We start from the raw sequence: 18797 nt of genomic DNA on the forward strand, positions 1-18797 counted from the left end.
CACGAAAGGCTGTCCCCCGAACGTCCTAACCTGTCCCGCCGAGCCTGCGTCCGTACCGAACAGCGCGGTATGGTCGACAAGCTGTTTGGGATGGGGAGGTCATGGCCGTTGGGGTAATCGAGCGTCCGGCCGAATTTCGGGCGGTGACAGAGTTTCTGCTGTCCGCCGAACGCTCCCCGTCGGCACTCGTCATCGAAGGTGATGCCGGCGTCGGCAAGACGACGCTGTGGCTCGCGGGCATGGCCGAAGCCGAGGAACGCGGCTTTCGCGTCCTGTCCGCGCGGGCCGCCCAGGCGGAGACCGCGCTGGCCTATGCGACCGTCGCCGACTTCCTCGGCGACGTCGACCCCGACGTCCTCGCGGGCCTGCCCGAGGTGCAGCGCCTCGCCGTCGACCGGGTGCTGCTGCGCGCCGAGGGCGGCGGTCCGTCGACGGATCAGGGTGTGGTCGCGGCGGCCTTCACTACAGCGCTGCAACGACTCAGCGACGAGCGGCCACTGCTGCTGGCCCTCGACGATGTGCAGTGGCTCGACCCGTCCAGCCATGCGGTGATCGCGTTCGCGGCGCGACGGCTGACCGGCCGGGTGGGTCTGCTGCTCACCGAGCGCAGTGAGCACGAAGGCGAAGGCGCCTGGCAGTGGCTGAAACTCGGCGAAGAAGCCGAGGTCGGCCGGGTGTACGTCGGCCCGCTGAGCCTGGGCGGTCTGCACGCGCTGGTCTCGGCGCGTCTGGGCCGGTCATTTCCGCGGCCGACCATGGTGCGGATCGCCGATATCTCCGGCGGAAACCCGTTCTACGCGCTCGAACTCGCCCGGGCGATCGAGACGGGCGCGTCGCAGTCGGTGTTGCCGGCGACGCTCGCCGAATTGATGCGCCAACGCATCGGCCGGCTGGAATCCGAGACGCAGGTCCTGTTGTTGGCCGCGGCGGCCGCGGCCACACCCACGGTTGATCTGCTCGCCCGCGTCACCCGCAACACCCCCGAGCGGACCCTCGAATTACTCGCCGAGGCAACGGAAAAGGGTATCGTCTCGATCGACGGTGACAGCGTCGCGTTCGCCCATCCGCTGCTGGCGCGCAGCGTCTACACCGACGCGACGCGCGGTGCGCGCCGAGCCATGCACCGGGCGCTGGCCGAAGAAGTTTCCAGCCCCGAATCGCGGGCCCGGCACATGGCGCTGGCGGCGTCGAGCGCGGACCCGTCGACGCTGGAGGCGCTCGACGAGGCGGCGGCCACCGCGTGGGCGCGGGGCGCGCCCGCGGCCGCGGCCGAACTGCTCGAACTGGCGATCGGACTGGGCGGCGACACCCCGGTGCGACGGATCGACGCCGCCGACCAATACCTGCACGCCGGGGATCTCCCCCGTGCCGAGAAGCTGCTGGAGGGACTGACTGACCGGGTGCCCCGCGGTGTGCACCGCGCGATGGCGCTGAACCTGTTGGCGTCCATGCGAATTCACAACAACAGCTTCAGCCAGGCCGTCGTGATGCTCGAGCAGGCGCTCAAACACGACGAGGGCGACCGCGAGGTCCGGGTCCGCACGCTGCTGCTGTTGTCCTACGCCCAACTCAACGAGGGCGACTTCGGCCGGGCACTGCAGAACGTCGAACGGGCCGCGGCCTACGCCGAGGACGTCGGCCACCACGACCTGACGAGCCAGGTGCTGGCGGTACGCGCGACCATCGCCTGCATGTGCGGACGTGGCATCGACTGGGCCAGCATCCAGCGGGCACTCGCCTTGCAGGACACGCATAGCCAGGCGCCGATCGCATTCCGACCCAAGGCGAACAACGCGCTGCTGTTGGCGTGGGCGGGTCGGCTGGAAGAGGCCAGCCAGCAGATGGCCGTGGTGCGCAACCGGTGCATCGAGCGCGGCGCGGAAACGGACCTGATCTTCGTCGCGGTGTTCACCGCGCTGATCGAGATCTGGCGCGGCCGCTACGAGGAGGCGGCCCGGATCGCGGCGGAGACCGTCGAACGCTCCCAACAGCTGGGCGGCGAACACATGCGCATCATCGCGAAAGTCATCCAGTCGCTTGTGGCGTCGTACACAGGCCGAGAGGCTGCAACACGTTCCGCGGCAAGGGAAGCGATGGAGCTCGCCGCGGGATGCGGTTCCCCGCGGTTGGCGGATTGGGCCGCGGTGAGCGTCGGCTTCCTCGAGGTCTCGCTCGGCAATCACGAGCGGGCGCTGCAGACGCTGCAGCCATTGATCGAGCGGTTCCCCTACATCCCGGGCACCGAGATCATCACGGTCGAGTACGTGCCGGATGCGGTCGAGGCGATGATCGCTCTTGGCCGCGTCGACGAAGCCGTGCCGATGATCGAGACGCTGGAGACCAACGGTCGGATGGTGGACCGGGCGTGGATGTTGGCGGTTGGTGCGCGGGGCCGCAGCTTGTGGTTGGCCGCGCGCGGGGATGTCCCGGCGGCCGTCAGCATGGCCGAGAAGGCGTTGACGCATCACGAATGGCTGCCGATGCCGTTCGAGCGGGCGCGCACACTTTTGTTGCTCGGCCAGTTGCAGCGCCGGCAGCGGCAGAAAGACACGGCGCGGGCGACGTTGAACGAGGCGCTCGCGGTGTTCGAACAGCTCGGCACGCCGTTGTGGGCGGAGCGGGCGCGCGCGGAACTGGCGCGACTGAGCACGGCGCCCAGCGGGAACCTGGGGCTGACGGCGTCGGAGCAGCGGGTGGCCGAGCTGGTCGCGACGGGGATGACGACGAAGGATGTGGCGGCCGCGTTGTTCATCAGCCCGAAGACGGTCGAGACGAACCTGTCGCGGATCTACCGCAAGCTGGGTATCAAGTCGCGCGCGGAGCTCGGCCGGATCTTCGGCGACGAGGGCTAGCAGCCGGGAGTTGGTTCCGCGGTGATATGCCTGCGTTCGGAGTTGGCCGACCGTAGGCTAGGGCCGACGTTGCGATCGAGGGGGTTTCATGAGGTCGTCATCGACGGCGGGGGTTGTCGCCATCGTGGCAGTGGCGTTGGGCATCGGTGTGGCCGGCTGTGGGTCGGACGGTGAGAAGGCGGAGTCGACGTCGGCGGAGCAGACAAGCGAGACCAGCGCGACGCCGGAGCAGGCCGCGCCGGAGATGACGATCGCGGAGTACATCCAGCAGAACGGGATCGTCGAAACCCCGGTTCTCCCAGGCGATCCCGGCGCGCCGGTGATCGAGTTGCCGGTCCCGCGGGGGTGGGGTCGGCTGGCCACGATGCCGGAACGGGCGTATGACGCGGTGATCGTGACCGACCCCGCCGCCGGCGGCGACCGGCCGCGGATCATCACCTACGTCACCAAGCTCACCGGCAATGTCGACCCCGCGAAGATCATGGAGTACGCGCCGAAAGAGATCCAGACGCTGGAGGGCTACGAGGGTCCGAAGGTAGGCAGCCCTACGAAGCTGGGTGAAACCGACGCCACGCAGATCGGCGGCGCCTACATGAAGAACGGCCAGAAGCGCGCCATCGGCCAGATGACCGCCGTCATCCCGGCCGCCGACGGCGTGTACATGATTCAGCTGAACGGGTCGGCCCCCGGCCAGCCCGAAAAGGTGCAGGCGCTGGCGGCCGGGAGTGCCGAGATCGCCATGGGCGCGAAGATCAATCCGGTCGCCTGATCGCAAACTAGATAGCAGACTTCCGCGCACCCCTGGTCAGGCCGAATAGTAGAAGAACTCACCTGCCAGCCGACGACCAGTCGCTTCCCGAGCGGATCGCTGGACAGACGCCGTGCCGGTGTCTTCCCAGCCACCTTCGGCAACCTCACAAAAACTGTGTCGTTCCAGTTGACAGGCGGGGCGAAGAGTGCGAAGCTACAGCTAATTCTCTGGAGGGGGGAAATTATGACATCGGTTCTTTCCAAGGTTCGTGTTGCAACCGCTGCGTCAGCCATCGCGGCCGCTGGGCTGGTCGGTCCCGCAACGGTCGCCAACGCACTTCCGGCCGTGCCGGCGCCCGTTGCCGACGTGGACGTCGAACTCGACTGCGTGCTCGACCCATCGGCCTGCGTGACACTCGCTGACACACCGACCCAGAACTCGCTCTTCTGGTTCGGCCCGGCCAACCCTAACTTCCAGCCGCTGTTCGGGTTCACCTTCCCGAACCTCTTCGGGCTTGACTTCGAAGCCTGCTTCCTCGGTGGTGCGGTTCACTTGTCGCCTTACGGCAACGGATTCGTCGGCGTCGGCCGCGGCTGCTGATCGGTCTGAAACCGTCTGAGTGCCAATCTTTTCGCGGGACCCGTTCCGGCGTAAGTCGAACGAGTTCGATGACGATGCTGTCGATGCGGATGACACTCCGAGCTGGCGCCTGAGGCTTTTCAACCGACGCAACACCGCACTAGCTGCTGCGGTTCTGATCCTCCTCGCAGTGTTCGGTTGCTGGCTCGCGTTTGAAGCGTTCACCGCAAAGTCGAACTTGGAGCAGGCGCGCTCCGCTGTCACCGGAGCGCGCGAGTCCCTCCTCAAAGGAGACTCCGCAGCGACAGCGCGGTGGGTCGACCGGGCCGAATCGCACGCCAATAAAGCGAGGATCGCGACACATTCGCTGCCATGGAACATTGCAGCGGTTATCCCGTGGGTCGGTAGCCCGTTGAAGACGGGCCAGCAGATCGCCGATGTGGTGCAGGGCCTGGCTACGAACGTCATGCAGCCGGCGGCGGATATCGCGGAAGTGCTCTCACCGGATCGACTCCTTCAAGACGGACGCATCGACGTTCAACTCCTACGCGAGTCGGCTCCGAGGTTGAATACGATTTCCAGATCGGCTGCCGAGCTGGAGAGACAAGCCCGAGCTATTTCGGAACCGGCTTATCTCGCCGTGCTGGCCGACGCGCGCACCCAACTTCAGGAACAGTCCGCCAACGTCACAGGATTGCTCAAATACACTGACCTCGCCGCGCAACTCGCACCGTCGATGATGGGCGCGGAGGGACCCCGAAGTTACTTCATGGCGTTCCAGACCAATGCCGAAGCGCGGGGCACCGGCGGGATGCTCGGCGGCTTCGGCATACTTCGCCTCGACGACGGCAAGCCGACGGTGGACAAGCTGGGACCTAATACGGAACTCGCGGGCTCGTCCTCCTCACTCAATCTGGGTCCCGAGTTTTCGTCCCAGTATGGCTTCGCCAATCCATTCACCGATTTCCGTAACAGCAACTTCAGCGCCCATTTCCCCTATGCAGCGGAGATCTGGCGCTCGATGTGGGCCGAGCTATCCGGAACGGAGGTCGACGGTGTCGTCGCTATCGACCCGGTGGCATTGAGCTACATTCTCGGCGCGGTCGGCCCGGTGATAATGCCGGACGGAGAGGAAATAACTCAGGACAATGTCGTTGAGTTAACTGAATCGTCGGTATACAGCCGTTTTCCGACAGATCAGGGTGCCCGCAAGCAGTACCTTCAAGACATCGCCAGCGAAGTAGTCAAGAAGACGACCGGTGAGGTCAAGTCACCACGCCTACTATTGGACGCTCTCGGGAAAGCCGTGAGCGAGGGACGCATCGCAGTTTGGAGCGCGTCGACGACGAATCAAGCGCTACTTGAGCAGACCCCGTTAGCCCATGTAATTCCCGATGATGCAGCTCCGTACGCGGGGATCGTTATCAACAACCTCGGAGGAAACAAGCTCGATTACTACCTCAGGCGCGAAATCGAGTACGCGGCCGATGGTTGCCGTGGCGACACACGAGAATCGACTGTAACGGTGCGGTTGTCGAATACGGCTCCCGACGCACCACTACCAGAATATGTAGCCAGTATCGGAGGACTGCCACCGGGACTCGCTACTAACATCCCTCCAGGCACCAACGTGACGTCCGTATCTCTCGTGGCAACCACGGGTGCAAAACTGAAGGGGGCTGTCGCGAACGGCGAGAAGATTCCGGTCTTCACGGGCACGGACAGGGGACACCCGGTGTTCGAAGTTCAGGTGGCGATACCTCGTGGACAGTCCATTGATGTGAAATATCTCCTGTCGGAGCCCACGACTCCAGGCATACCCCGCGTACCGATTCAACCCTTGGTCGACGCTGTCGAGCCGAATATGTCGGTGCCACAATGCTAGAGCTGAGTATCCGGAGGGAGTCCACGTTCAGTTATCGGTCGGTGCACGTCTTGCGTGGTCCGCCGGACTCCACGCGACCTCAACATATGTTCTTACGAGTCGCGCCCGCGCTTGATGGGGCCGCGAAAGGTTGCCGGTAGTGAAGGGCAAGCGTTGAATATTCAAGATCTCATCAAGCTGCTGCGCAATCGTTGGATGCTGATATGCGCGACTACCGCGATTGCCGTACTCATTGCGGTCGCTATCAGCCTCCTGACGACGCCTCTTTACCAGGCGACCACCCGTCTGTTCGTTTCGACGACTACCGGAGCGTCGGCGACCGAGATCTACCAGGGCAATCTCTTCTCGCAGCAGCGCGTTGTCTCCTATACGGAGCTGCTGATGGGTGAAACAGTTGCACAGCGGACCATCGAGAAACTCGACCTAGACATGACCGCGGAAGAGCTACGGGGGAACGTTCGTGCGAGCGCGAAACCAGACACCGTTCTCATAGACGTCCAGGTATTGGACGAGTCGCCTGTTCGAGCACGCGACGCAGCGGACGCCCTGTCGGATGAGTTCGTTTCCCTGGTTCGCGAACTCGAAACACCAGAAGCGGGGGCGAAGCCTGACGCACGAGTTGTTGTCGAGCAACGCGCCTCGATTCCAGCCGACCCCGTTTATCCGAAGACCTCACGAAATGTCACTGTTGGCCTTGTCCTCGGCCTGTTGCTCGGTGTCGGCGTCGCCATCATCCGGGATCTACTCGACAACACTGTCAAAGACGAAGAGACACTTGAACAAATCACGACAGTGGGTGTCGTCGCGAACATACCTCTCGACAAGAGCCGGCGAAAGGAACCGGGGATATCCTTCGACAACGACCACTCCTCGATCGCCGAGGCATTTCGCGAGTTTCGCACGAATCTGCAGTTTCTCGACGTCGACAATCCTCCACGCGTACTTGTGGTCACCAGCTCACTGCCGAGCGAAGGTAAGTCCACTACCGCGCTCAACATCGCGCTCGCCCTCGCGGAAGCTGAACACAGCGTAGTTTTGATCGACGGTGATATGCGGCGCCCCAAACTGGATGCATACCTCAATCTGGTTGGGTCAGTTGGTTTCAGCACCGTTCTGACCGGCCGCGCGACGCTGAAAGACGTGCTGCAGAAGACTCGATTTCCTGGGCTTTCAGTGCTTACGTCCGGAGCGATTCCGCCAAATCCCAGCGAGCTACTCGGCTCAATGTCCGCCAAGAAAGTGCTTGCAGAATTGCGGGCGAATTTCGACTTCGTCATCGTGGACTCTTCCCCACTTCTCGCCGTTACTGACGCCGCGATCCTGGCAGCGAACTCCGATGGTGTCCTGGTGATCGCCCGCTATGGCGAAACAAAGCGCGATCAGCTCTCACATGCCGTAGGGAACCTGAAGGCTGTCGGTGCCCGCCTTCTTGGCGCCGTTCTCACCATGACGCCCGTACGGGCAGCATCGTCCTATAGCTACTCGTACTACGGTCCCACGGGCGACGAACGGAAGCGGTCGTCCGGCGGGGAGAAGAAACAATGACTCCTGAAGACAGCGATTGCGTCGATTCGCCGGCCTATGCACTCAACTCGTTACGGCACACCTCTAGGATAGGGGGCAACACACGCGCGATCCGCTCACCCACCATTCGGAAGTACGCCTCATTCCTGCCGATCGGGTCAGGTATATCCAAGGCATCTCCTGACGGAACGTGGGCGCGTATCGCTGCGAACTCGGCAGTACGCTGCGTCTTGCCTTCACTGCTCAATCGGGCCGCTTCTTCGAGAGTGAAAGTCCTATTTAGCTGTTGCGGTGCGAGTCTCAGGACCGCGTCACGGTGGCTTCTCGTCATGCAAAGGACTAAGTCAGCCCCTGTGATCCGAGGCGGCGTCAGTTGCCGAGCAGAGAACTGTGATGGCTCACCTCCCAGGTCTTCCAGCACGCGCGCCGCCGAGGGCTCCATGGGGTGCCCGACAAGTGCGTGTGTCCCAGCACTTGATACCTCGAGTTGCCTGATCCCGGACCTGCCCGCATACGCAAGCATCAGGCGTTCAGCCATCGGGGAACGGCAAATGTTTCCCGTGCAGACGAACAGCACATGCATCGCGGACTCCTCCAAGCCCTTCCTTGAAGCCAATTCTGGCGTCCGCCAGAGTTGTTTGCCGGCCCTAGTCGAATCCAGTATGTATCTGGAGAGCGTCGAGCGCGCGAACCGGGGGTTCGTAAGCCTCATTAGTACACATCCCGTACCGCGGCGAGGCGATGGGGCCTTGACCCCGGATGTTGGACACGGGATTTGGATTACGCAGCTTCTGGCAGCGTAGCTGATGTGTGGGTGTTTTCGTAGCTGGCCGGGCTGGAATAGCGGCAGCGGGAGTGCCTCCGTTTCAGGTTGTAGCGGACCAGCCAGCGGAACACTTCGCGGCGGCAGGTAGCAGCGTCGGTCCACTGGCTGCAGTCCTGCAGGATCTCGCGTTTAACGCTGGCGTTGAACGATTCGGCGAGCGCGTTATCGGCACTTGACCCCACCCCACCCATCGACTGGACGACGCCCAGGTCTGCGCAGAGTGCCGCGAAAGCCTCTGAGGTGTACTGACTTCCGTGATCTGAATGGAACACAGCACCGGCCAGTGAACCCCGCAGCGACTCGGCGGCGATGAGGGCATCTTCGACGAGTTCGGTGCGCATGTGCTCAGCGATCGCCCACCCCGCCACGCGGCCGGAGAAGCAATCGATCACCGTCGCGAGATACAAATTCGACCCGGTCGCCAAGGGCAGGTAGGTGATGTCTCCAACGTACTTTTCGTTGGGTGCCGCTGCGGTGAAATCCCTGTTGAGCAGGTCCGGGACCTTCTGGTTGGCCGGATCCGGTGTGGTGGTATTCACCCGGCGGCGGCGTCGGTAGCCGGCGATCTTGGCCGCCCGCATCACCCGTGCCACCCGCTTGTGGTTGACCCGCTCACCCTCGGGCACGCCATCGTTGAGCTCGGCGGTGATCCGCGGCGCCCCGTAGGTGTTGTCCGCCTCATGGACGGTACGGATCCGTGCGGCCAGCGCCTGGTCAGCCGCTTCACGAGCGGCGCGGCCATCGGCACCAGCAAGCCAGGCGTAGAACGAGGAACGCGCGATCTCGACGATCGCGCACAGCCACTTCACCGGGTAGGCGTCGAGGTGGTCGGCGACGAACTGGAAGCGGCTCACCAGTTCGTCTCCCCGGCGAAATATTTGGCCGCCGACCGCAGAATGTCTCGCTCGGTGGACAACCGGGTCTTGTCCGCACGTAGCTGCCCTACTTCGGCACGTAGCCGGGCCAGCTCCTGGTCAGGAGTTTCCGCGCCCGGTACTGGTGCGGCACCCGTGGTGGGGTTGCGGTGCCGAATCGGCACCCCAGCGGCCTTGCACCAGGCCGACAGCGTCACTCCACTGATACCGAGCTCGTCAGCGATCTGGGTGATCGTCGCGCCCTCAGTGTCTCGGTACAGCGCCACCGCGTCACACTTGAACTCGTCGGGATAATTTTTCCTTGCCATCGCGTTGGATCATCTCGCTTCCCCCCGCCAATCATGCGGGATTCAGCGTGTCCAACATCTGGGATCAGGCCCCATGAGCGCTTCCACCGTGACTGACGAACGCCAACTGCTGCGCGCCGGAACGATTGAGGACATGGCGACAGCGTTGTCTTGAAACCCACGTTTATAGTCGACGAAACCGGGAACGGCTAAGATTTGACATACTGGAATCTGCAATTAATTCAGTGCGTTGGCGTTCAGGCTGATCGCATATATAGGGGGAGAGAATGAGTTCGGATCCACAGGTGTATGTGGGAATGAGTGCTGATCTTGTTCACCCGGGGCATCTAAATGTCTTGAAGACTGCGGCCACACATGGTTCGGTAATAGTCGGTCTCCTCAGCGACAAAGCGATAGCGAGCTACAAGCGGCTACCATATATGACCTATGAGCAGCGTCTAGAGGTCGTCAGCAGCCTGCGCTATGTAGATCGCGTCGTACCGCAGGACACCCTCGACTACGTACCGAATCTGCTCGAACTCCGTCCCGACTTCGTAGTACATGGCGACGATTGGCGCACCGGAGTACAACGCGAAACACGTCAGCGCGTTATAGACACCCTGGCGACATGGGGCGGACGGCTCATCGAAGTTTCATATACGGAGGGGATATCTTCGACGCAACTAAATCTCGCGCTCAAACAGGTCGGCACCACACCGGCCATCCGCCTTTCTCGATTGCGTCGACTGATTGACAGTAAAGACATCGTTCGAGTGCTCGAAGTTCACAGCGGATTATCGGGCTTAATCGTGGAGAACGCTTCTGTGAAGGTCAATGGTGCGATTCGTGAATTCGACGCCATGTGGTCTTCCTCGCTAACCGATTCCACGATGCGGGGCAAACCGGACATCGAGGCTGTCGATATCTCATCTCGACTACAGACAGTCAACGAACTTTTTGAAGTCACCACTAAGCCCCTCATCTTCGATGGTGACACCGGCGGAAAGCCCGAACATTTCGCATTCACTGTGCGGTCGTTGGAAAGACTTGGCGTATCGGCCGTAATCATCGAAGACAAAGAAGGGCTCAAGCGAAATTCACTCTTTGGGACGGAAGTCGCTCAGGAGCAGTCGCAGATTGACGATTTCTGTTTCCGACTGTCGACGGGCAAGAAGGCACAGATCACGGATGATTTCATGGTGATCGCGAGGATCGAAAGCCTGATTCTCGGTAAAGGTATGGATGACGCCCTGAGGCGTGCTACCGCATACGCAGAAAGCGGCGCGGACGCAGTGATGATTCACTCCAGGGCGAAGGAACCCGACGAAATATTCGAGTTTATCGACGCCTTCCGACGAGACCCCAACCACGTTCCCATCGTTGTGGTGCCCACCAGCTACGACCAAGTATACGAGAGCGAACTCATCGACCACGGTGTGAGTGTCGTCATTTATGCGAATCATCTGATGCGCGCGGCATATCCCCAGATGTCGAAAGTCGCGCATTCGATACTGGAGCATGGGCGCGCACGCGAAGCCGACACGATGTTGACTTCAGTCTCCGACGCATTGGCGATCATCCCCGAGAATCGCGCATGATCTCCCCGGAGACTTTCTGTGGCGAATTGCTCCGCGGTGGGGTGTCCTACTTCGTAGGAGTGCCGGACAGTCTGCTCAAGAATCTCGGTTCCCATTTCGCATCAAGCCTTACGCCAGACGAGCACACGATTGCAGCCAACGAGGGAACGGCTGTAGCGATGGCGATCGGCCATCACCTTCGCACCGGTGAACTCGCGGCGGTCTACCTACAGAATTCAGGCATCGGCAACGCGGTGAATCCCCTACTCTCATTGGCCGATCCGGAGGTTTATGGGATCCCGATGCTTCTGATCGTGGGCTGGCGCGGTGAACCGGGGGTAAAGGACGAGCCTCAGCACGTCAAGCAGGGGCGAGTGATGAAAGCCTTGTTGGAGGCAATAGAAGTCCCCTATACCGTTCTACCTCGCGACCAGGAGGACGCACTGACGTCGGTCCGAGATGCGCTGGAGCGAGCGGTATCGCGCCAAGGCCCCGTCGTCGTCCTCGTGGAGAAGGACACATTCGATCGACCCAGGAGAGGCGTAACCGTCACTCCGTTGGCTTCGAATCTGCCCACTCGAGAGGCAGCCTTGAAGAGAGTGATAGATACGCTAGGCACGGACGCCATAGTCGTCTCGACCACAGGCATGTTAAGTCGCGAACTCTACGAGTATCGCGTCGCCAACGCCACCGAGCCATCAGATTTCTTGACTGTCGGCGGGATGGGCCACGCCTCCTCGATCGCCCTCGGCGTGGCACTGAGGGAGCCGACCAGGCAGGTGTGGTGTCTGGACGGTGACGGGGCACTCCTCATGCATGCTGGCGCGTTGACCAATGTCGCCAGCCAGGCACCGCCGACCTACCATCACGTCGTGTTCAATAACGGAGTTCACGACAGCGTCGGGGGTCAACCTACGGCTATCTGCAACGTGGATCTTCCTGCGCTTTCCCTGGCTGCCGGGTACCGAGGCGCCCTGCGCGTAAACGAGATTGACGCAATTCCATCTGCGGTCGCGAAGATGCGTGAGAACGGTGGCCCCACCCTTATCGAGATATTGGTAAAGCCTGGTGCCCGATCAGATCTTGGCCGCCCAACAACGACACCGGCAGAGAACAAAACGGCATTCATGGAGAACGTTCGAAGCCATGCCAGAGCGCTTAATGCGGACTGAAAACTAGTGCAGGATAACAGCTCCGCCCCAAGGGCCCTTCCCCACGGGGACCGGCCCGGCGTCTTCGGTCGCGGCGCCATCGACAGCCTGCCCGAGTACGCGAAGCGACACGGATACAGTCGCATTCTGCTCGTCACCGGGAAAAGAAGCTTCGATAGCTCCGGCGCGGCTCGGGTGGTCGCAGGACTCGCGCCCATCGCGACGATAGACAGGTGGTCAGACTTCGAACCGAATCCCAGTACGGATGATCTCGCCTGTGGGCTGTCAAAGATCGCTCAGTTCAATCCTGAGTTAGTAGTGGGAATCGGCGGCGGAAGTGTGTTGGATATGGCGAAACTGGTTCGTGCGTTCGCCGGCACAACTGACTTGATGGCCGATCTCCACTCATATAAGGCAGGCGACTTTAGCCGGCTGCCGTCCGATCAGCCCGATCTTGTGTTGCTACCAACGACCGCTGGCTCCGGAAGCGAGGCTACGCATTTCGCTGTCGTCTATGTTGGATCCGAGAAGCACTCGGTGGCCTCTGCATCGTTGCGAGCCGACTACGTCATTCTCGACTCTGAGCTTTCGATGAGCGCAAGCCCATATCAGAAGGCTACGTCGGGAATCGACGCAGTGTGCCAGTCAATGGAAAGTATCTGGGCTGTCGCATCTACCGCGGAGAGTCACCGGTTCGCTGTTGAGGCACTCGCCCTGCTGATTCCGGCGCTGCCTGAATGGGTGGCCGGCAATAATGACATGGCGGAACGGGTGGTTGCCGGAAGCCACCTTGCCGGTAGAGCCATCGACGAGACTAAAACGACTGGCCCTCACGCGATGTCGTACGCCCTAACTAAACAGTACGGCATATCCCACGGACACGCGGTTGCCTTGACTTTCAGCGCATTCGCGGTGGCGCATGCGTCCGCTGGCGCTGACAAACTGCAAGGAGCGTTGCCGCCGCAGGCCCATCGAGTTTCGATGGCCGCTCTCTCAGATGCAGTTGGACTGCGCGAGCCTTCTGAATTGGGTGATTGGTTCCGGCGATTCTGTGCAAGTGTGAATCTTAAATTGGGACTACACCATTACGGCGTCGACTCGGCCGCGTACCCGGCGCTCGCGCAATGCGTCAACTTAGAGAGACTGTCCAACAATCCGATTGAAATGTCCCATTCCGACCTTTGCGAAATACTTCACAGGTCGCGATGAAGGATGATCGGCTGAGTGCCTGCGTGTTCCCGCGCGGCATGTCGTGCGCCAGGCGACACGGTATACGGCGCGTCGACATCGTGTTTTCGTGTAGTAGGAGGTGTGCGCGGGTATCCGACCGCCTTCCCTTGCCATACTGTAAACCCCCAAATCAAGCCAATAAACACCCACATGTACCGAACGTTCTGAAAATTCAGTGTGAACATCCCGATGCAAATTGCGAAGACCCCGAGGCCGAGCGCGTATCGAAGACGACCCTCTATCCGGCGATCCAGGAGGAGGCGAAACACCAGGAACGCCATTCCCCCGACGCAAAGAACGAGTCCGAGAATTCCACTTTCGACAAGAAAACTTAAGAACGTGTTGTGCGCGATCTGACCCACGTCGTGCTCGTCGTAACCGTTGACATCGATCGTGAACCTGCCGAATTGCCCGATGCCCACACCGAAGACGGGTTGATCACTCCAGATGTCCACCGCGCGTCGCCAGATGCGCAGTCTTGGATCCTCCCCGACCGACCGTCCGGCTTCCCCCAATCTCGCGATGGCCGGGCTCAGCCACGGCACGCTGAATCCCGTACCAACGGCGTATAGCGCCGCTGAGGCGACGCCCAGACCGCCGACGACGATCCGAACTTTCCATGTGGCCACGAAGACCAAAGCGAGAACCCCCACGAGTCCGAGTGTGATCATCGAACCGCGAGAAGCCGTCAGGACTACTGCAGCTGCCACCGACAGTATCTGCAAGATCGACCAATAAGAGGTTTTCATGACTTCTGCGGCGACGATAACGCAAAGCGAAAGCGTCAGATAACCCCCGTAAAGGTTGGGGTCCTGAAAAAACCCCTGCGATCGCGCGCCGTCGGATGAAAATGGAACTATTTGGACGAGCCCCACAGCGGTGAACACCGTAGCAATAGACACCACGGTCGCGGTCCATCCCCACAGACGAAGGAGGCTGAGAAACTGCTCACGCGTCAAAATCGCCGCGTACACCGCGAAGACGACCGCGTAGGCGAATACGACGACAAGTTTGATCGTGTTTAGGACAGCTAGTTTCGCGTTGAATCCTGGGTCGAAAAGCGAGGCGACAAGCGTCGAACATGCGACCAGCGTCAGCATCGCCAAAGCGAAGTAAGCCAGCGGACGCAAAGCCGAAAGCTGGCGCTTCGTCGCTGGGGCCGCGAAGGTGACCAGTGCCAAAAACGGAAAGATGAAGTCGGCGTACGCGATGTGCATTGACCCTGAGAGCCCATAAAACATAAAGGGGAGCGACATGACGACGAGTCGCTCGAGTGTGAACCACCGAGGATTGACGTATAGACCGCGGGAGGCGGCTGACTTGGCATGCCGCTCATCGCGAAGGTATTCGTTTGTGCTAAACAATTGCCCCCACCCGCACGCGCGGCTGCGAACGCACAGTCTCTTTGCTCTCGGCGCTCGTCCAGCGAGCCGACTACGGTCGATCGGCTACCGACATGATACCGGCGGTTAGCAGCCACGTACGACCTTCCTTGAGGCTGCTCGACCTGAAAACGCGACTGCCTGCATTTGCGCTCAAGTTCCGCTTGGCGCCTTCCCGGCAGCCATCATCGCTCGTAAGAACTAAACTCGTGGCGTATAGGCCGGTAGCGCAGCGAATGCGTCGGCCCTCGACTAGAGTTTGCCGAGCGTCGGTGGGGTGACGCAAAGCCGGCGACGGCTGCATGAGACGTTGATTGTGGGGGTGGGGCCTGATCCCAGATGTTGGACACGCTGAATCCCGCATGATTGGCGGGGGGAAGCGAGATGATCCAACGCGATGGCAAGGAAAAATTATCCCGACGAGTTCAAGTGTGACGCGGTGGCGCTGTACCGAGACACTGAGGGCGCGACGATCACCCAGATCGCTGACGAGCTCGGTATCAGTGGAGTGACGCTGTCGGCCTGGTGCAAGGCCGCTGGGGTGCCGATTCGGCACCGCAACCCCACCACGGGTGCCGCACCAGTACCGGGCGCGGAAACTCCTGACCAGGAGCTGGCCCGGCTACGTGCCGAAGTAGGGCAGCTACGTGCGGACAAGACCCGGTTGTCCACCGAGCGAGACATTCTGCGGTCGGCGGCCAAATATTTCGCCGGGGAGACGAACTGGTGAGCCGCTTCCAGTTCGTCGCCGACCACCTCGACGCCTACCCGGTGAAGTGGCTGTGCGCGATCGTCGAGATCGCGCGTTCCTCGTTCTACGCCTGGCTTGCTGGTGCCGATGGCCGCGCCGCTCGTGAAGCGGCTGACCAGGCGCTGGCCGCACGGATCCGTACCGTCCATGAGGCGGACAACACCTACGGGGCGCCGCGGATCACCGCCGAGCTCAACGATGGCGTGCCCGAGGGTGAGCGGGTCAACCACAAGCGGGTGGCACGGGTGATGCGGGCGGCCAAGATCGCCGGCTACCGACGCCGCCGCCGGGTGAATACCACCACACCGGATCCGGCCAACCAGAAGGTCCCGGACCTGCTCAACAGGGATTTCACCGCAGCGGCACCCAACGAAAAGTACGTTGGAGACATCACCTACCTGCCCTTGGCGACCGGGTCGAATTTGTATCTCGCGACGGTGATCGATTGCTTCTCCGGCCGCGTGGCGGGGTGGGCGATCGCTGAGCACATGCGCACCGAACTCGTCGAAGATGCCCTCATCGCCGCCGAGTCGCTGCGGGGTTCACTGGCCGGTGCTGTGTTCCATTCAGATCACGGAAGTCAGTACACCTCAGAGGCTTTCGCGGCACTCTGCGCAGACCTGGGCGTCGTCCAGTCGATGGGTGGGGTGGGGTCAAGTGCCGATAACGCGCTCGCCGAATCGTTCAACGCCAGCGTTAAACGCGAGATCCTGCAGGACTGCAGCCAGTGGACCGACGCTGCTACCTGCCGCCGCGAAGTGTTCCGCTGGCTGGTCCGCTACAACCTGAAACGGAGGCACTCCCGCTGCCGCTATTCCAGCCCGGCCAGCTACGAAAACACCCACACATCAGCTACGCTGCCAGAAGCTGCGTAATCCAAATCCCGTGTCCAACATCCGGGGTCAAGGCCCGGTGGGGGGAACCATTCTTCGGAAGTTCGGGCAACAGGTCGTATGGTCCACATCGGCGCGGGTGATCTTTGCGATGTTGCAGCTGGGTGTAACGGTATTGCTCGCCCGCTCCTTGACGCCCGCTGAGTTCGCTTTCGCCTCGACCGCAATTGCGTTACTGATGATCATGATTGCGCTGAACGGCTTCGGCATCATCCGTCAGATCGAGTACCGCCGCAGCCTCGACGCCGAGGACCCCGAGTTGCCCCTGCTCTTCATCGTGCGACTCCGCTACTCCTATGCAAGCGGAGTTGTGTGGGCACTCGGATGCCTCGCATTATGGTTGGTTGTTAAGGATGGTCGTTTCCTAATCCTTCTGCCGGCCGCGATTTGGCTCGTGATCGAGCAGATCACTCAGGTCTGGAATGGCATCTCGATAATCGATGGAAAATCTCATCTCCTAATCCCGTCATATGTCTCGAGGCGCCTACCACAGGTGCTCTGCCTTGCCGCCGGCCTGCATCTGGGCTTGGACGGTCTCTCTTGCCTAGTGACAGGCATGGTGATTGGAGCGCTGATTTCCTACGTCCAAGGGTGGTTTACGCAGGAATCGTGGGCGCGGGCGCTTCGACCGATCAGCATAAAGAATCGTGCGGCCCGCGTCGGGCTCGACATTCCGTACTGGTTTAGCCAGGTTGGCGAGCAAGTTAGGGATCTTGATGTCGCTGTTGTAGCTCTAGTAAGCACTTCGGGCGCCGGCATTTACGCCCTGCCAGCTCGACTCGTCCGCCCGATGAATCTTGTTACTCAAGCCGGCGGGATGGTGGCGTTTCCACATATGGTCCGGAGGCCGAAAGTCTCTCGCCGACAGCTCTGCCTCTTCCTCGCGGCGGGAACCGTTCCTGTCTTGGTCGCATCTTTGGCGGTATTCCTCGCGGCACCTCTCGTCCCAATGCTCGTGGGGACAGATTACGTCGATTCAGTGCCAGTCCTGCAAATCCTTGCGGTTACAGCGCTGTTGTCCGGCCCATCGATCCTGTTGTGTTTCTTCTTGCAGGCGCGGGGCCGGTCTGCAGTACGCTCCGCCGGTTTGATCATGCTGATCGGCAACCTAGCCCTCCTGCCATGCGTCTATCTCGGCGCGTTGAATAGCGGCGCCATCGGCGCCGCGGTGGGCGCGCTAATCGGACAAGGGCTGATCTTCGTCGCTCTCTTGGCGCGAGGATTCTTCGAATGCGGTGTTGGCGTAGGACTGCGAGGACCTAGACGATCCTCGTTGGTGACAGCAGATGAAGGGAAACCCAAGTGATCAGACCGCCGGGAGCTCCCACATGCCCCGCCTGCCTCGGCATTACCGAGCCGACGACAATTACGGTAACGGCCGAAGGAGCACTGCGTCGGCTGCATCGCTGCATAGGGTGCGGGTCACAGTCATGGAGCGGCGGCGAGCACGCCGTCAGCACGTACTGGGAAGGCTATAAAGGCATCCAAGCCTTCGATTTGTACAAGAATCCAGAAACGATCGCTGCCTATCATGCGCGCTACGCCAAGGCGTATGACGCGATGGTCGAAGCGCTCGGTCGGGCGCCCACGCGGGTGCTCGACTACGGCGGTGGAATCGGTAACTATGCGGCCTGGCTCGAGGGTAAAAACGTTGCCACGCTCACCATGGATGCCGACGAGGCCGCTGTGGAAGCCGCGAAGGGACGCGGTCTGCATGCCTGCCTACCCGAAGGTGCCTCTTCCCAAGCCGAAGATGGCGGTTTCGACGCCGTCACCCTGTGGGATGTCGTTGAGCACACGAACGAGCCTGTCGACTTGTTGGCGTCAGCTCTCAAGTATGTTGCACCCGGGGGTATCACCTTCTTGGAGACGCCAGATGCGGGTTTCCTGCTGAGAACCGCAGTCCGCGCGAGTCATCGCGCAAGCCGAGGCCACCTCGACGCCAGCGCCCCGCTCTACTATTGGGAGCACAAGGTCTACCTCACGCTGCAGGGCCTGCGTACTCTACTGGCACGTAACGGTTTCGGCATCGTTTGGGTTGACCGTTGGACCTCACCGCGGGGAAAGATGGTAAACATTTTCGACAGGGAAAGCGAGGGCGACAGTCAACCGGGCCTATACCGCGCCATGGCGCGCGCGTATCCGATCGCATCTGCGGCGGTCGAGTTCTTCGGTGGCGGAAACAAATTAGTCGTCGTAGCCCGTCGAGTAAGTTGACTCTGCCTGTGCTTCCG

At 61.4% G+C, this 18797-nt stretch carries 14 protein-coding genes; 11 read left to right on the plus strand and 3 right to left on the minus strand.

Going from position 1 to position 18797, the window contains the following annotated elements:
* The first annotated feature begins 101 nt into the window (after positions 1 to 101).
* The 5 genes from BLW81_RS00390 to BLW81_RS00410 all read left to right on the plus strand — a co-directional run bounded on the left by BLW81_RS00390 (position 102) and on the right by BLW81_RS00410 (position 7612).
* Complete coding sequence (locus BLW81_RS00390) at positions 102 to 2852, plus strand: helix-turn-helix transcriptional regulator (RefSeq protein ID WP_083405473.1); 2751 nt, start codon at positions 102 to 104, stop codon at positions 2850 to 2852.
* Between the two features lie 88 nt (positions 2853 to 2940).
* Positions 2941 to 3621: an LpqN/LpqT family lipoprotein gene (locus tag BLW81_RS00395; protein ID WP_083405474.1), complete on the plus strand. Its 681-nt coding sequence runs from the start codon at positions 2941 to 2943 to the stop codon at positions 3619 to 3621.
* 225 nt (positions 3622 to 3846) lie between these two features.
* Entirely contained in the window at positions 3847 to 4203 is a 357-nt protein-coding gene (locus tag BLW81_RS00400; protein ID WP_157897519.1) for a hypothetical protein, read from the plus strand.
* Between the two features lie 19 nt (positions 4204 to 4222).
* Positions 4223 to 6067 carry a DUF4012 domain-containing protein gene (locus tag BLW81_RS00405; RefSeq protein WP_083405476.1) on the plus strand — a complete coding sequence of 615 codons (1845 nt, stop codon included), beginning with the start codon at positions 4223 to 4225 and terminating at the stop codon, positions 6065 to 6067.
* A gap of 153 nt (positions 6068 to 6220) precedes the next feature.
* Positions 6221 to 7612 (plus strand): tyrosine-protein kinase domain-containing protein, encoded by a 1392-nt coding sequence (locus tag BLW81_RS00410; protein WP_083405477.1) that lies wholly within the window; start codon positions 6221 to 6223, stop codon positions 7610 to 7612.
* Positions 7613 to 7646: 34 nt separating this feature from the next.
* Here the strand turns inward: BLW81_RS00410 and BLW81_RS00415 are convergent, their stop codons facing one another.
* Entirely contained in the window at positions 7647 to 8303 is a 657-nt protein-coding gene (locus BLW81_RS00415; RefSeq protein WP_322788807.1) for an arsenate reductase/protein-tyrosine-phosphatase family protein, read from the minus strand.
* Between the two features lie 68 nt (positions 8304 to 8371).
* Positions 8372 to 9600 (minus strand): IS3 family transposase gene (locus BLW81_RS00420; RefSeq protein ID WP_157897520.1). Its coding sequence is split into 2 segments (ribosomal slippage): positions 8372 to 9288 and positions 9288 to 9600, totalling 1230 coding nucleotides; the frame shifts between segments, so codons are not numbered across the junction.
* A 266-nt stretch (positions 9601 to 9866) separates the two neighbouring features.
* Between BLW81_RS00420 and aepX the strand changes: the two genes are divergently transcribed.
* The 3 genes from aepX to BLW81_RS00435 are packed head-to-tail and all read left to right on the plus strand — an operon-like array spanning position 9867 to position 13516.
* The gene (aepX, locus tag BLW81_RS00425; RefSeq protein WP_083405478.1) at positions 9867 to 11177 is read left to right on the plus strand and encodes a phosphoenolpyruvate mutase; all 1311 of its coding nucleotides are present in this window, start codon (positions 9867 to 9869) and stop codon (positions 11175 to 11177) included.
* A complete protein-coding gene (gene aepY / locus BLW81_RS00430) occupies positions 11174 to 12328 on the plus strand; it encodes a phosphonopyruvate decarboxylase (protein WP_083405479.1) in 1155 nt (384 codons plus the stop codon). Before aepX ends, aepY begins: the two co-directional genes overlap by 4 nt.
* Positions 12329 to 12334: 6 nt before the next feature.
* A complete protein-coding gene (locus tag BLW81_RS00435) occupies positions 12335 to 13516 on the plus strand; it encodes a phosphonoacetaldehyde reductase (protein ID WP_083405480.1) in 1182 nt (393 codons plus the stop codon).
* Here the strand turns inward: BLW81_RS00435 and BLW81_RS00440 are convergent.
* Complete coding sequence (locus BLW81_RS00440) at positions 13501 to 14754, minus strand: O-antigen ligase family protein (RefSeq protein ID WP_157897521.1); 1254 nt, start codon at positions 14752 to 14754, stop codon at positions 13501 to 13503. The genes BLW81_RS00435 and BLW81_RS00440 overlap by 16 nt on opposite strands.
* Positions 14755 to 15316: 562 nt before the next feature.
* Between BLW81_RS00440 and BLW81_RS00445 the strand changes: the two genes are divergently transcribed.
* The 3 genes from BLW81_RS00445 to BLW81_RS00455 all read left to right on the plus strand — a co-directional run bounded on the left by BLW81_RS00445 (position 15317) and on the right by BLW81_RS00455 (position 18780).
* A protein-coding gene (locus tag BLW81_RS00445) for an IS3 family transposase (RefSeq protein ID WP_157897520.1) occupies positions 15317 to 16545 on the plus strand; the annotation gives its coding sequence in 2 pieces (ribosomal slippage) (positions 15317 to 15629 and positions 15629 to 16545; 1230 coding nt in all).
* Between the two features lie 97 nt (positions 16546 to 16642).
* Entirely contained in the window at positions 16643 to 17869 is a 1227-nt protein-coding gene (locus tag BLW81_RS00450) for a lipopolysaccharide biosynthesis protein (protein WP_083405482.1), read from the plus strand.
* Positions 17866 to 18780 (plus strand): class I SAM-dependent methyltransferase, encoded by a 915-nt coding sequence (locus BLW81_RS00455; protein ID WP_157897522.1) that lies wholly within the window; start codon positions 17866 to 17868, stop codon positions 18778 to 18780. Before BLW81_RS00450 ends, BLW81_RS00455 begins: the two co-directional genes overlap by 4 nt.
* Positions 18781 to 18797 lie beyond the last annotated feature (17 nt).

Origin of the sequence: Mycolicibacterium rutilum (assembly GCF_900108565.1) — a bacterium.
GTDB lineage: Bacteria > Actinomycetota > Actinomycetes > Mycobacteriales > Mycobacteriaceae > Mycobacterium > Mycobacterium rutilum.

Coding starts and splice junctions, on each gene's coding strand:
- BLW81_RS00390 (WP_083405473.1), top strand. CDS start 102: ATGGCCGTTGGGGTAATCGAGCGTCCGGCCGAATTTCGGGCGGTGACA.
- BLW81_RS00395 (WP_083405474.1), top strand. CDS start 2,941: ATGAGGTCGTCATCGACGGCGGGGGTTGTCGCCATCGTGGCAGTGGCG.
- BLW81_RS00400 (WP_157897519.1), top strand. CDS start 3,847: ATGACATCGGTTCTTTCCAAGGTTCGTGTTGCAACCGCTGCGTCAGCC.
- BLW81_RS00415 (WP_322788807.1), bottom strand. CDS start 8,303: ATGAGGCTTACGAACCCCCGGTTCGCGCGCTCGACGCTCTCCAGATAC.
- aepX (WP_083405478.1), top strand. CDS start 9,867: ATGAGTTCGGATCCACAGGTGTATGTGGGAATGAGTGCTGATCTTGTT.
- aepY (WP_083405479.1), top strand. CDS start 11,174: ATGATCTCCCCGGAGACTTTCTGTGGCGAATTGCTCCGCGGTGGGGTG.
- BLW81_RS00440 (WP_157897521.1), bottom strand. CDS start 14,754: ATGCACATCGCGTACGCCGACTTCATCTTTCCGTTTTTGGCACTGGTC.